The sequence below is a fragment of the Exiguobacterium sp. CH10 genome, assembly GCF_018617635.1.
Lineage (GTDB): Bacteria > Bacillota > Bacilli > Exiguobacteriales > Exiguobacteriaceae > Exiguobacterium > Exiguobacterium aestuarii_A.
The window spans coordinates 650,480-664,170 of record NZ_JACSKO010000002.1 but is presented as its reverse complement, the minus strand read 5'-3'; the positions used below and the strand labels follow the sequence as shown (position 1 = coordinate 664,170).

Annotated in this window: 16 protein-coding genes and 1 pseudogene; 2 read left to right on the top strand and 15 right to left on the bottom strand. The window is 45.7% G+C overall.

The window, feature by feature from the left end:
- Positions 1 to 51: 51 nt before the first annotated feature.
- The 5 genes and pseudogenes from KNP04_RS10220 to KNP04_RS10205 form a co-directional block, all read right to left on the bottom strand.
- Entirely contained in the window at positions 52 to 444 is a 393-nt protein-coding gene (locus KNP04_RS10220; RefSeq protein ID WP_214875719.1) for a reverse transcriptase-like protein, read from the bottom strand.
- Positions 425 to 1,207: a 5'-3' exonuclease gene (locus KNP04_RS10215; protein WP_214875717.1), complete on the bottom strand. Its 783-nt coding sequence runs from the start codon at positions 1,205 to 1,207 to the stop codon at positions 425 to 427. Before KNP04_RS10215 ends, KNP04_RS10220 begins: the two co-directional genes overlap by 20 nt.
- Positions 1,188 to 1,481: a CobW C-terminal domain-containing protein gene (locus KNP04_RS15535; RefSeq protein WP_483297971.1), complete on the bottom strand. Its 294-nt coding sequence runs from the start codon at positions 1,479 to 1,481 to the stop codon at positions 1,188 to 1,190. Before KNP04_RS15535 ends, KNP04_RS10215 begins: the two co-directional genes overlap by 20 nt.
- 189 nt (positions 1,482 to 1,670) lie before the next feature.
- Positions 1,671 to 2,084, bottom strand: a pseudogene (locus KNP04_RS15530) (CobW family GTP-binding protein); the annotation flags it as partial.
- 69 nt (positions 2,085 to 2,153) lie between these two features.
- Positions 2,154 to 3,332: an HD domain-containing protein gene (locus KNP04_RS10205; protein ID WP_214875713.1), complete on the bottom strand. Its 1,179-nt coding sequence runs from the start codon at positions 3,330 to 3,332 to the stop codon at positions 2,154 to 2,156.
- A 155-nt stretch (positions 3,333 to 3,487) separates the two neighbouring features.
- Here KNP04_RS10205 and KNP04_RS10200 point away from each other — a divergent pair, with 155 nt between their 5' ends.
- Positions 3,488 to 4,000 carry a hypothetical protein gene (locus KNP04_RS10200; protein WP_214745247.1) on the top strand — a complete coding sequence of 171 codons (513 nt, stop codon included), beginning with the start codon at positions 3,488 to 3,490 and terminating at the stop codon, positions 3,998 to 4,000.
- A gap of 38 nt (positions 4,001 to 4,038) precedes the next feature.
- Here KNP04_RS10200 and hfq read toward each other — a convergent pair whose 3' ends face one another.
- The 8 genes from hfq to KNP04_RS10160 all read right to left on the bottom strand — a co-directional run bounded on the left by hfq (position 4,039) and on the right by KNP04_RS10160 (position 10,959).
- Positions 4,039 to 4,287, bottom strand: coding sequence for an RNA chaperone Hfq (hfq, locus tag KNP04_RS10195; RefSeq protein WP_012726185.1), 249 nt, complete (start codon positions 4,285 to 4,287; stop codon positions 4,039 to 4,041).
- A 27-nt stretch (positions 4,288 to 4,314) separates the two neighbouring features.
- Positions 4,315 to 5,250 (bottom strand): tRNA (adenosine(37)-N6)-dimethylallyltransferase MiaA, encoded by a 936-nt coding sequence (miaA, locus tag KNP04_RS10190; protein WP_214875710.1) that lies wholly within the window; start codon positions 5,248 to 5,250, stop codon positions 4,315 to 4,317.
- Between the two features lie 269 nt (positions 5,251 to 5,519).
- Positions 5,520 to 5,999 (bottom strand): SMI1/KNR4 family protein, encoded by a 480-nt coding sequence (locus KNP04_RS10185; RefSeq protein WP_214875708.1) that lies wholly within the window; start codon positions 5,997 to 5,999, stop codon positions 5,520 to 5,522.
- A gap of 129 nt (positions 6,000 to 6,128) precedes the next feature.
- A complete protein-coding gene (locus KNP04_RS10180; RefSeq protein WP_251129900.1) occupies positions 6,129 to 6,725 on the bottom strand; it encodes an AmiS/UreI family transporter in 597 nt (198 codons plus the stop codon).
- Positions 6,726 to 6,829: 104 nt separating this feature from the next.
- Positions 6,830 to 7,240 (bottom strand): polyphosphate kinase 2 family protein, encoded by a 411-nt coding sequence (locus KNP04_RS10175; RefSeq protein ID WP_251129899.1) that lies wholly within the window; start codon positions 7,238 to 7,240, stop codon positions 6,830 to 6,832.
- A 101-nt stretch (positions 7,241 to 7,341) separates the two neighbouring features.
- Entirely contained in the window at positions 7,342 to 8,871 is a 1,530-nt protein-coding gene (locus KNP04_RS10170) for a M4 family metallopeptidase (protein ID WP_214875705.1), read from the bottom strand.
- Positions 8,872 to 9,047: 176 nt separating this feature from the next.
- On the bottom strand, positions 9,048 to 10,046 hold the full coding sequence (locus KNP04_RS10165) for an ABC transporter permease (protein WP_214875703.1): 999 nt from the start codon (positions 10,044 to 10,046) through the stop codon (positions 9,048 to 9,050).
- Entirely contained in the window at positions 10,039 to 10,959 is a 921-nt protein-coding gene (locus KNP04_RS10160) for an ABC transporter ATP-binding protein (protein WP_214875701.1), read from the bottom strand. Before KNP04_RS10160 ends, KNP04_RS10165 begins: the two co-directional genes overlap by 8 nt.
- 118 nt (positions 10,960 to 11,077) lie before the next feature.
- On the opposite strand from KNP04_RS10160, the gene KNP04_RS10155 reads away from it, so the two are divergent.
- On the top strand, positions 11,078 to 11,827 hold the full coding sequence (locus KNP04_RS10155; RefSeq protein ID WP_214875699.1) for a GDSL-type esterase/lipase family protein: 750 nt from the start codon (positions 11,078 to 11,080) through the stop codon (positions 11,825 to 11,827).
- 32 nt (positions 11,828 to 11,859) lie between these two features.
- Here KNP04_RS10155 and KNP04_RS10150 read toward each other — a convergent pair whose 3' ends face one another.
- Both KNP04_RS10150 and KNP04_RS10145 read right to left on the bottom strand, forming a co-directional pair.
- Positions 11,860 to 12,531, bottom strand: a complete 672-nt coding sequence (locus KNP04_RS10150) for a GNAT family N-acetyltransferase (protein WP_214875697.1) — start codon at positions 12,529 to 12,531, stop codon at positions 11,860 to 11,862.
- Complete coding sequence (locus KNP04_RS10145) at positions 12,518 to 13,648, bottom strand: mandelate racemase/muconate lactonizing enzyme family protein (RefSeq protein ID WP_214875696.1); 1,131 nt, start codon at positions 13,646 to 13,648, stop codon at positions 12,518 to 12,520. The genes KNP04_RS10150 and KNP04_RS10145 overlap by 14 nt, the downstream gene beginning before the upstream one ends.
- Positions 13,649 to 13,691 lie beyond the last annotated feature (43 nt).

Sequence of the window (13,691 nt, the reverse complement as noted above, 5' to 3'; positions counted from 1 at the left end):
CTAAAAAGAAACGACTCAATCCAAAAAGCGACCAAGAATGATCTTAGTCGCTTACTTCGTTCCGTTTAATGCTTCACGTGCAATGACATCTGCACGATTTTCTGCACGAGGAATCCATTTGATAAAGACGTTCGGTAAATCATCGTACGCAATCAACGCTTTGAGAAAGAGGGGTTTGGCCGAGGAATCTTTCATGAACCGTTGCTCCAACGCACGAACAATCACTTCCGCATCGGAGTAGAGCATGAATGACGTCTCTCCTTGCATCGTATGCGCCATTTCAAGTGCATAGGCACAAGCCGCTAATTCTGCATGGACACTGGACAAACCTTGCATTTGACGCTTGAACGTCGAGACCGTACCGTCTGATGACTTAATCCAGACACCAAGCCCGTTCTCTTCGGTTGTCTGATTTGTTGCTGCGTCAAAATAAATGTGAACCAAATCGATACGCCTCCCAGTCCGTATTAATCGGCGCATGGATATCAATTTGTGACAGACGTTTAGATAAGAGCGCAATCTCTTCATGCCCGTCTAATTTTTTTGCAAACTTCTGATGCGGTGCCTCGAGCGTTGCATTTCGAACGTTCGTGTAGAGCGTTTCGACCGTATCGTAATGTTGAATCAAGATGGTTGCCGTTTTTGGCCCGATGCCACGAACGCCAGGGATATTATCCGAAGAATCACCTTGTAATGCTTTCACGTCGACAAACTGATATGGTTTCACCCCATACATCGCTTCAAACGAACTCTCATTGACAAGTTGTTCTTCACCTTTTTTCGGCATGATTTGAAACACGTTTGGTGACAGTAATTGTAGTAAATCACGATCAGAGGAATAAAGATATGATTCTCCCGGGAACGCTGTCGCCACAGCTCCCATCAAGTCATCCGCCTCATAGCCGGTCAATTCTGACTGTAAAATCCCTCGCTCGTCCAAAGCCGCTCTCAATTTGACATAGTCTTCGAAAAGCGGTTCTGGCAAACCATTACGCGTCGCTTTATATTCAGGATAAAGGGCATAACGATGCGTTGTTTCTCTCGTCCCGTCCCAAAAGAAAGCAATATGTGAAAAGTCCGTCGTCCAGGCATCGACTTTTCGAAGCAACCCTTTCACCGTCACATCCGGGTCGAGTGCTCTTCTACGCTCCGTTGCAAAATAATAACGTGATAATAAGTTAAATCCATCAACGAGAATGAGTTTCATCCTGCTCCACCTCACATGCTTTTAATCCTCGTGCCAATGCATCGGCATCTAGTTCTTTTCCAATCCAGACGAATACCGAACGGTTTCCTTCATGTACCTCATTCGCAAATGTCGCGCCCATGAGTTGATTCGTTGCTTGAATGATGAATTTTCGATTCTCATCCTTTAGACGAACGATTGCCTTCATCCGATAGATTGAATCCTCATAATGCATCAGTACCTCACGAACATATCGCGTCACGCGTTCACGAGAGAGCGGACGATCTGCATTCAACGTGACGGCCCGAAGCGAAGAGACAGATTCGGTCGCTTCTGTAAGACGACTCAATTGTTCTTCATCGACTCGCGACAGTTGGAACGTGTTTTCAAGAAGGTCAAATGCCCCTTCCGTCTGGACCGTTTCCACTACACGAACGGTCGGATTGATTTGATTGATACGTGCTCGGGCATGTTTCAATTCCTCGCTCGAGACTAAATCTGTCTTGTTTAATAAGATCATGTCCGCATACGCGATTTGATGAATGCCTTCTTTGAATAAGTCGCGATCCATTTGACTGGCATCCACGACAGTCAAGATGGCGTTCATTTTAAAATGTTGACGTAAGTACTCGTCGTAATAAATCGTCTGGATGATTGGGGCAGGGTCTGCAACACCAGTCGTCTCGATGATGATTCGGTCAAACGTCTCTTTCTTCGCCACGAGTTGATAAAACGTCTTACTCAAGTCATTTTGAATCGAACAACAAATACATCCGTTCGAGAGCTCAATTTGCTCCTGGTCCATCTTTACAATCAACTGTTCATCAATATTGACCGCTCCTAGTTCGTTGACAATCAAACAAATCTTCTCATCTGTCGCAGCGAGTAGACGATTCATATACGTCGTCTTACCTGCTCCTAAAAATCCGGTCACTAACTGAACGGGAATCATAGTACCACCCTTTTCTTACAAATCTTCGTGCGCACGAGCCCATTTCTCATAGCGTGCGTCTAATAAATCAATCAAGTGAAGCATCCACGCTTCTGTCGTCATCGGTAATACACTCGAACCCCACTCACGTTTCCCATGATGCGATAAGATCATATGCCAAATACGGTGATGGACATCAATCGGCAGACGGACGTCTGCACGACGCAGCGTTTCTTCGAATAGAAGTCCACCATACGGCATATGCCCGATCAACATTCCTAGCGGATTGATGGAGATCCCTGTCGTCTCACTCGTTCCTTCGACAGGCGACAGTTTTTCAAAACGGTTCGGGCTCGATAACAGGTGACTGTATTCATATATTTTTCCGATGTCATGGAAGAGGATTCCTAGCGCAAGCTCATCCCAATTGAGTGGTTCCTTCCGCTCTGCCATCGCTTCACATGCCGCATATAATGATTCGAACGTACCTTTATAGGCTTGTTCGATTTTAACACCGTTCATCGTATTCCAAAGGTCGACTTTATGCAACTGCTCGGCTTCTTTGATCACACGAAACACCATTGCCAAATAGTCGTCCTGCTCCTGAATCCGGTATCCGAGACGCAACATGCAGGCGGTATGCTTCAGCAATCCTCCTGCGTAATTGTGATGGTGATAAAGAGCTGCAGGCGAAAGTACAAAGTCATCCCAGACGAAATCGAGGAGTCCGTAGGCAATCTGTTGATAGGTCGGTGATAACGTATCGATTAAACTGAACAACTCATCTGCAAACTGTTCCATCGTCTCATCACCCGGTAACCCTGGGAGTAAAGAAATCGCCTCATCTTTTGAAATCGGTTGGACACGATCGATTGTAATCGACTTAGCACCGTCCGGTTTCGGATAGACATCGATTTTCCCGGACAATTCGATGACACCCGATTCATAGATTGGAAGTAGTTCACTCTCATTTCCACGTAGCCAATGCTTCGCACGCATCATCCCGCTCGCCGTCGTGACACTTAACTGTAGCCATTTCGCCCCGCTTTTCCCTTCTCTCACTTCGACCGTACTAACGAGCGCTTTCGTCTGAACAGGAGCCCCGTCTGGCAACTGATCTAACCGCTCTTTCGTTTTTTCAATATGTGGTATCTGAAATCTTTCACGGTTCATCGATAAACCTGTGACCGAATCAATCTGTTGATAATAATTCATGAACATTCCCTCCTCGCATCTTCTGACATTGTATCGTGTTTCTACACATTAGGCGAACATACTTTCTAGTAGGGTCATGATTTCACATTCATTATATTGAAAGCGCTTACGATTATTGGTACGATAAAGATAGTTCTACAAAGGGGGAAACGATAATGATTTCATTAATCGATACGTATGAGCGTTTTATCGCCTCGGGGGAAGCGACACGTTATGCACAAGAGCAACAATCCATTGAACATATTCTACAAGCATCGAGTTGTCCGGTAGAGATGAAGGATTTAGAACAGTCACTCACTCACCTTTCTGGTAATCCATATACTAAAGATGAATCACTCGACAAAATCGTCGAACACGAGATGAAAGGCGCCATGGCCGCTCTCGAGCTATCTGGTTACCCACTTCAAACACCACTCGCGAAAGCGGTCATCCTATCTGCTTTCACACGGACGAACCGTCTTAACATTGATAAATTGAAAGAACTGAGCCATGCCGACCTTCTAGTCCGGATCCAATCGGCAGAACGCGCATGGAAACGAACATATACATTGTTACACCGTTCGACGCCGACACAAATTTGTGGCCAAATGGATTCGCTCCTCGGTGGCTGCGCCGTCCAGCGCGTCCTAGAGGCAATCAAACAGCCCGGTACGTCAAAAACAGCATAAGAAAAGGAGCGGTCCCCGGGCCGCTCCTTTTCTTATGCTTATCCTTCTGTTACTTCGACTGCATCTGGCTCGTATAACGTGACGTTACGTGCAGGTGAGAATGTTGAGATCGCATGCTTGTAGATTAACTGTTGACGACCTTCTGATTCGACGATGACAGTAAAGTTATCAAATGATTTGATGACACCTCGAATTTGAAACCCGCTCACTAAAAAGACGGTCGTTGGCACCATTTCTTTTCGGAGTTGATTCAAAAAATGGTCTTGGATGTTGTAGCTCGCTTTCATGCTGGATTCCCCCTAGTCTTTATCTCTTTAAAATAATCGGAATTTTCGAAAAAACCCCTCTACATCATCATAAATATTTTTATATGATAGTTCAAATGATTTTCGCCCCATATCCACCCAAATTCCATCAAATTGATGACGGAACCACGTCAATTGACGCTTTGCGAACTGTCTCGTATGTTGTTTCAACAAGTCTGTCGCACGGTCTTTCGAAATTTTTCCCTCAACATACGGAATGATTTCCTTATACCCGATGGCTCGCATCGCCTGAGTATCTCGATATCCTTTCGCCATCAAGCTCTCTACTTCCTCAACAAGTCCAGCTTCCATCATCGCATCGACCCGTTGATTGATTCGGTCATATAGAAGTTCCCGGTCAGCATGGAGGACGAATAATCGGTAATCATAATGTTCAGACGGCGCGCTATCTGTCGTCTGCGTATCACCTTGCATCGCTACTTCGAGTGCTCGCACGACGCGACGGACGTTATTCGGGTGAATCGTAGACGCACGTTCCGGATCAAGTTGAACTAACCTTTGATGTAACGCCTCACGTCCTTCAACTTCTGCCAACCGTTCGAGGTCAGCCCGCAACGCCTCGTCCACAGGTCGCTCCACAAATTCATAGTCATATAAAATCGAACGAATGTATAAACCTGTTCCTCCGACAATAATCGGTAGTTTGCCACGGGCATAAATATCATCAATGGCCGCACGAGCCAACTGTTGAAAAGCTGCGACACTCATTGCATCATCCGGGTCGCAAATATCAATCAAATGATGCGGGATTCCTTCGGCTTCTTCTTTCGTTACTTTTGCCGAACCGATGTCCATGCCCCGGTATACTTGAACCGAGTCACCTGAGACAATCTCGCCGTCGAACGCTTTCGCGAGTTCAATACCCGTCTTTGTTTTTCCAACAGCAGTTGGTCCGACGATGACGACGACAGGTGTTTTTTTCATACTTCTCACTCCTCAATTAAAAACCCGTCTCTTCATGAGACGGGCCATCAAATTCTTCTTTTTATTCTATCATCAAATACGACGGCAAACAGCATCCAACCACATAAAAGTAATCCGAGTAATAACACGAGTCCATCACTCATCTGCTTTCGCCTCCTTTAGCTTCCTCATTCCCACTTTTCACATTTCAGACACAAAATAGATGAGAAAAAAGCACACTCGTGAAGAGTGTGCTAACTAAGATAAATAAGCAACCTACTAATTTAACCTTATCTTCTGAACCAATCCCAAAAGTGGGCACCTTGCGCGACAATCAAATAGTCGAACCAACGTGTATAATCCATTGGAAGTTTTTCAATGTCATCTTGATAAGTCAAAAATTCTCCGACCCAAATGTAGTTCTCATGTTCGTTGACGACCTCACAAACAATCCATTCTCCATCCATACCAGCGCCGACGGGGATAAACTGCTCAGGACATTCCCATACTTCCCGATACTCGTTGATTTCTTCCACACTAAAGAGTTGAATCCCTCCACCGTATGTCGGATGGACGAATAGCTGTGCGCCGTTATGCATGTTCAAAAAGTGAATCATGGCTTCGGGTGTTCTTTTTGGCAATCGTTTGATTTCAAGTTCTGTTGCAGGCTGATTGAAGGAAAATCGTAACGTGTCCACATCCCCTTCTTCTCTTTGTACTTTCAATTGATTGTCTGCAAGTCGACTTTTCAATGCTTCTAAGGCAATCAATCCACGGTCCCCTTTCTACACAACGTTTTCTGTTGAATGTAGTATATACCAAACCATTTCATGTTATACAAAAAAGTCATCCGATGCGATAATACTTCACCAGATGACCTCATATGTGTTTCTATATATTCAAGCTACTTCTACGGCCTGTTTCGTTCGTTTGACGGAGACGATAAAGTACAGAATCGCTGTCCCGCTCGCTGCCCACCAAATCATGTCATACAATCCGTTCATGAGTCCGGCCATCCCAACCATCGCCGGGACAATCAGCGTCAACCATGATAATACGAGAGCGACACGCGCTGTGATGGCCTCATTCGGTCTGCCAAGACCCATACCCAAAAAGAAGAGTCCCCATAATAGTGACCAAAAGAACCATGTCAACGCACCCATCGGATCGGCTACAGCAATCGCCATCACCCCATAAAAAGCGGCTGCGATCGAGACGAATAACGAGAACCAGCCGACGCCACGTCCGTCTAGATTCAAAATGAACGTCACACCGACATATAAATATGTGAACGCGAACAAGTAAATGCTCGCGAGGCCGAACTGCTCTTCAGGACTTGCCCCAATCAGTAACCATGTTGCGATAAACGTTTGCAGGATTCCGGTGAACAAACTGAATACACCAGCACTCTTCATATCGACCTTCCCGAGAAGGACAAGACTATTTAAAAATAGCGCGACGCCACCAAATAATAAACTTACGTTACCCACACTCATTACCCCTTTGTACAGATGTCTGACCTCTATTCTACTGTATCACTTTAGCTTGAATTCGCTTTCAGTGCAAGGGGATTTTTAATTGTTCACGAGAACGTCATCCGTTATTCATTTTCAAGTGTTTGAATCGCCTCATCGATGCGTTCTTGCTCTTCATCCGAAAACGTTGGATATTGTGGGTCGATTTGGTCGAGGACATCAATCATGACGGATGAAATGATATAACGACTGTACCACTCGTCGTCTGCCGGCAAAATATACCACGGTGAAACGTCAGTTGATGTGTGTGTGATCATCTCTTCAAAGATTTTTTGATAATCATCCCAATATTGTCGTTCTTCCACATCGCTGAACGAGAACTCCCAATTCTTCTTCGTGTCTTTCAACCGTTCTACACTGTCCGGAATCAGTTCATCCGTCAAAGTCGAATCATCAGGTTTATCTTTCACATGGGTAGAGAAATCACTCAACTGAATTTGCTTGTTCGGTGTAGCCATATATTCTTTTAGATTCATGTTATTTCTCCTTTTCAGTCATCACTCCAATCTGATTTACCCCATATCGACACAAAAAATCCCTTCCGAAATATTTCGGAAGGGATTTCTTGATTAGACTCTTAGTAGATTCCGACAGCGTCAAACGATTTCGCAGCCGATACTGCTTGTGGGCTAGTCGCACCGTAAAGATCTTTCGCCGATTGAACGACAGCTTGACGAAGGCTAGAGAAGTTAGATGTTGGCGTCAAGTAAACATTGAGCGCACGGTAGTAGATATCACCCATCTCCATAACACCGACTCCTTGGACAGATACACCGTAGTGCGATCCGCCGTTACCTAAGAGGTATGCCGCTTTGTTGACGATACCAGAGTTGATGTGAACACCCCCGTTATCTTGCGTACCTGTGTAACGTTTTGAGTAGTGGTCCGGGTCGCCATAGGCAGCCGGGTTAGACATCGAACGAAGACCATCACCCGCAACTCCAGGTGTGTAGATGTCTTCCCCTACCAACCAGTCGAAGTTTGTTCCGACACTGTACTCGGCCACTGTACCTAAGATATCCGATACCGCTTCGTTGATCGCCCCAGACTCGTTCTGATAGATCAATCCTGCTGTGTATTCCGTGACTGCGTGCGTCAATTCGTGCGCAACAACATCAAGTGCCCCAGAGAGGTATGTGAATGTCTGACCATCTCCATCACCGTATACCATCTTGCTTCCATCCCAGAACGCGTTGTTATAGCTACGGCTATAGTGAACCGTCGAGTTGAGGGCAGCACCAGCATTATCATAGCTGTTACGTCCATACGTGTTCTTATAGAAGTCATACGTTTTCGTTGCATTAACGTGTGCCGAAACTGCTGCACGATCGTATGTCGTGTTCAAGACGTTATCGACATCAGCCCAAAGTGAACCCGGAAGGCGTGTACGGTTTGCTGCATCGTACGTATAGATCCCTTTTCCACGTGTCGAATCTTGTAAGTAGTAGTATGAACCACTCTTCGTTGTCTTGAACGTCTGGCTATATCCAAGAACATCAATCCCTGTTCCTGTATATGTAGTTCCCGTCACACCGTTCGTCGGTTTTGCGTGTGCCAACTGATCGAATTTGTTAAGAACTTCTCCTGTACCAGCATCAATGAAGTACGTCCAACGTGATGGCTCTTCAGCATCTAAAATCGTTCCAGTCACTTGATACGCGTAGACCGACTTGTCTCCATTTGGATAGACGATTAATTCAGCTTCAGGTTCGAGTTCGTAAGCACCTTTATGTCCGACAAGCGTTTTGTAGCTTGCAATGGCTTTCTTCTCGCTCAATTTGATTGACTTATGTAGATTCTTTACTGATTTTGCATCATCTACGACTGTTTTCAATTGTCCGTCTTCATCAACGACACCGACAACGACACCACCGAATACCGGGACACCGTCTACCGTCTGCTGTAACTTGACGACTTTACCAAGTTTGTCTGATTTCGACTCGATCGTTTTGAATTCACCTTTTGCTTTCACGAACTCTTTGACAATTGTCGTCGGAGCACTTTCAGATGGTTTCGTCAACGTGCCTGACTTCAATTCTGCCGCCCCGACCAATTGTGGTACGAGTAGGACACCAGCGATTAATGATGTAGATACAACTTTTTTCATGTGTTTGCCTCCTTTGTGATGACTCTTACTTTACACAGTTTCCCACAAACAATGTATCCAACTTTTTAATTATTTTGACAATTCTAAATATTGAGTATTTAGAACTAATTATTTCTCTTTCATAATCATTTAGCCACTAAAAAAAGTGCCACCCAGGAGGGTAGCACTATAAACAATTAATATACATCTTTTTGCGTAAAGTGATAAAACGCGTACGCGAGAGCAGCCATTGACCAAATGAGAATGACGACTAGAGAAAACGGTAGAGTCATCCCTTCAATCGGTGGGGCTTGTCCTTCCAAATAGGTATGAAGGCCGAAGTTGACGTTCACCAAGTACTTCGAGCTATCCCAATTTGATCCAAGCGACGTCAAAAGCGGTCCTGAAATGAGGACGGCCATCATGATCCCGATTCCGGTCGCCGTGTTTTTCACCAGCACCGAGATCATAAGTGAAATTGTACCAACGGCAGCAACGACAAGCCATGAGAGCCCCATTGACATGAGCAAGTATTCCCACATCGGCAACGTATGGACAAAATCGGTTGAGAAGGTGCCAGTCGGTGAAGCTTGGAAACCTGTCAGGATTGGAGCTGTCCAACCGTCCCACCCGAGAACGATCCCGGATATAGCGTAACTGACGATGGCGGTCACAAATATTAAGATTGACGTATACAAAAGTGTCGTCAACCATTTAGCAAGCAAAATTTTATAACGCCTTACGGGTCGGGACAGTAGCGTCTTGATTGTCCCGTCGTTATGCTCCCCACTGACGATATCTGCCATCAAGACGATGATAAAGAGTGGCAGTACGAGCGTCGTCCCTTGCGAGAAGAAGACACGCATAAACGTCGGAGCGCCTGGATAGTTCGGGTTGATGTCATTGTCTAAATAGTATTGGTTCTGTTGGACACGGAACTCTAAAATCTGACGAAACTCGTCTTGGACGTTGGCGGAAGCGAGTCGGTTTTGTGTATCGATGATTTCTTGCTGAAGATCGACACGCCAATCAATCGTCCCTTGCTCTTCACGTTGCTTCTCGATTTGCCGATAGTTCGCGTATGTGAACATCGAAACGAGTACAATCAGGATGATTGAGACGACCATCAACCTACGCTTCCGATGAATTTTTAATACTTCATTACGTATGAGTCCGAGTAAAGATGGATTAGGCAATGTGATCACCGCCCGTCAATGTAATGAAGAGATCCTCTAACGTCTGCACACGACGCTCGAGTCCGAACACGTCGACATCTCGTTCCATTAAGTATCGATTCAACTTTGCCGTCTCCTCGACGTTCATCGAGATTCGAATCGTTCGCTCATCGATCACGTCCGCTTGATCGATTCCTTCATAACCTTGAACGATCGGCAGCACTTCAAAGCTATTAGCAACGTGCAAATCGACCGTCGATGCGAGTTCTTCAATCAAAGCATCGACCGTCCCCACTTTGACAATCTTCCCGCGCGACATGATCGCGACGCGGTCCGCTAACAATTCAATCTCGGCCAAGATATGACTCGACACGAGAACACTCAGCCCAGTTTCTTCGACAAGTCGACGAATGAACAGTCGTAAATCTCGAATCCCCATCGGATCAAGTCCGTTCGTCGGTTCGTCTAAAATAAGGACGCGTGGATTGTTCAATAATGCCTGTGCGATACCGAGCCGTTGACGCATCCCGAGCGAGTATGTCTTCACTTTATCATCGATGCGAGCCGTCAGATCGACGAGGTCGATCACTTCTTGAATCCGTTTGTCATCCACGCCAGGCAACATGCGAGCGAAGGCTTCTAAGTTCTCACGTCCAGACAAAAATTTATACAGCTCCGGATTCTCGACGATGGCTCCGATCTGATTCATCGCTTGAACGAATTGTTTATCGACACGATAGCCACAAATGGATACATTACCTTTCGTCGGTTTAATCAAGCCGACGATCATCCGAATCGTCGTCGTTTTCCCGGCACCGTTCGGTCCTAAAAATCCGAACACCTCACCCGGGTTGACTTCTAACGAAATATTATCGATGATCGTCTTTTTTCCAATCACTTTTGTCAGTTGATGTAGCTTTAAAGTCGGTTCCATTGTCTCACCTCTTTCTTTATTCTATCGGACAAAATCAAATCTGTCCTATTCGAACATTCACATAGGGCACATCACTACATTTTTGATATGATGTCTGTATAGAAAGCGAGGTCAGCCCATGAAACAGTCGAAATGGTATGCATTTTTAAGTGGCGCCGTACTTTTGACGGGAATCGCCATATATGGTCTTTGGATTGGTTATCAAGATATCGTCAATCCGCCAGAACGAACACTTTCTGTCTCTGAAGACGAACGTCCAGAACCGGAAGGAGACATCTATGTCGCCCTCGGCGATTCGTTGACTCGCGGTGTCGGCTCGACGTCAGGTGCAGGATATGTCCAACCTGTTAGTACAGTACTAGAAGAAGATGGGGTTCGTACACAAAATTTAGCTGTGTCTGGTGCACGTACTGAAGATCTACTTGCTCAACTCGAGCAACCCGAAGTTCGTCGAACAATCGAAAACGCACGATATATCACGTTAACCATCGGCGGAAACGATTTGTTCAACCGCGGGGAGAACGTCGACAACTTTGAATCTGTCGATATTCAACAAGTGGTCACGGATGCAAAGACAAATCTTGAAACGATTTTTTCAGAGATTCGCACGCTGAACGACTCAGCTACGATTGTCTACATCGGCCTATACAACCCGTTTCAAAATGATGAGAATGGACAAGCGTTCAATCAGCTCATCCTCGATTGGAACGCTTCTGCGAAACAATTGGCGAATGCTCAAAATATCGATGTGATTGACCCGTTCGCGTATATTTCTGATTTATCACGTGATCTCGCGACCGATCAATTCCATCCGAGTGACCGCACGTATGAAAAATTCGCGAATGATGTACTTTTCGTCTTAGAATAAACAAAATCCTCGTCAGCTTGACGAGGATTTTTTTACTTCTCATATCGAACAGTCCATTGTTCCCCTTGTTTCATAAGACCAGTCCCGCACCAACCTGCTTGAAGGAGCTCAACTTGTCTCACCCGATCTTCCATCGGAACATCTACCACTTCTGATGCGGGTTGCCATGACCGATGAAGCTCCTTGTAAAAGATATAGCGGAGTTTCCCGCCATACTTTTCTTTCAATGCACCGATTCGGAGTCCAAGCGTGAATTTGTCTTTCATACTTGGAATATTAAACGGTGCGACCGTCGCACAGACGACATCAAATCGGTTGTCCGATTCAACTTGTGACATTAATAGTTTGCCCAAGTGCGTCTGCAACCCATATCCTCGGAAATCTGGATGGACGTTCGTCACTTCCTGATAAAGGACACGTTCAAGCGAATCCTCCGGCCAGCCGATATCTCGTCCTAAATGTTCATCGTCAATCGGGGGGATCAACATGGCACGGAATGCAATCAGTCGCCCTTCAGCCGTTGCCCCGATCAACGTCTGATCTGCCAACAATTTTGTGAATTCTTCAATTGATAATGATTGATAGTGCTCCGGTTCAGCCAACGCTTGAATCACTGCCTCTTGAATCGACAACAACTCAGGTAAGTCTGACAAAGTCAGAACACGCACTTGAAACAGAAGATCTTTAACCTTACCTTGCCACATGTGAGTCTTCTCCAATCACGTATGAATCGATCGTCAATTCACGCAAAATGTCCTCATCGACTTCAATGCCGAGACCAGGACGGTCGTTCAACGAGATGATGGGCAAATCATATGTTAAGTTCCCGACATCCATGCCGAACCGGAGCGGCCCTGTCAATTCCACCGTTTTTACAATCTTACTAGAAAAGGCGACATGGAATCCCGCACTCGATGCGATCGAAGATTCGACCATCGAGCCGATTTGGCATTCAATCCCTGACATCTCCGCCATATGGACCAACTTCTTCGCCGGATAAATGCCACCACATTTCATCAGCTTGATGTTCGCTTTATGGGCTGCTTGCATCATCGTCAACCGTCTCATATCGTGAATGTTTTTCAGACCTTCATCGATCATGAGTGGCACCGAGATTTTTTGTTTCACTTCGAGCATGCCTTCAAAATCATCCGCTTTGACCGGTTGTTCGACCCAATCGATTCCGTACGATTCGAGTAAACGCATAGCTTGGACCGTGTTGGCCGCATTGACCCACCCTTGATTGACGTCGACCCGAATCGGGACATTTGGTCCTACGGCTTCTCGCACGGCTTTGACACGTGCCACGTCCGTTAGTACGTCGACCCCGACTTTCATCTTCACGGCCGTATAGCCCTGATTGATTTGATCAAGAGCCTCTTGTGCCATGTGATCCGGTTCTCCGATACTCAAGACGTGTGTGACCGGGAACGATTCATGGTACCGACCACCAATCCATTCGTAAATCGGTTGATTCAGTTTCTTTCCAATCAAATCGTGACAGGCGATATCGAGTGCTGCTTTTGCTGCAGGAACACCTTTTATCGCACGGTCCATCTCGTCATGAATCCTCTCCAAATGCATCGGATTTTTCCCGATCAATAAAGGTGCCAATAGATGACGGAGGACACTCACCGTACTTTCAGCTGACTCTCCCGTCACGTGCTCATCCGCTACCGCTTCCCCATAACCAATCAGTCCGCAAGACGTGGTCATTTTGACGATGACAGATGGCATATCGTCATAACGATGATAACTCACGATAAATGGAACTTTTAGTGGGAATCGAACTGAGAAAATTTCAATGCTTTGAATGTTCAAGTTCATCACTCCTTTACTTCGTCTACGCTTTCCTCTATATTGT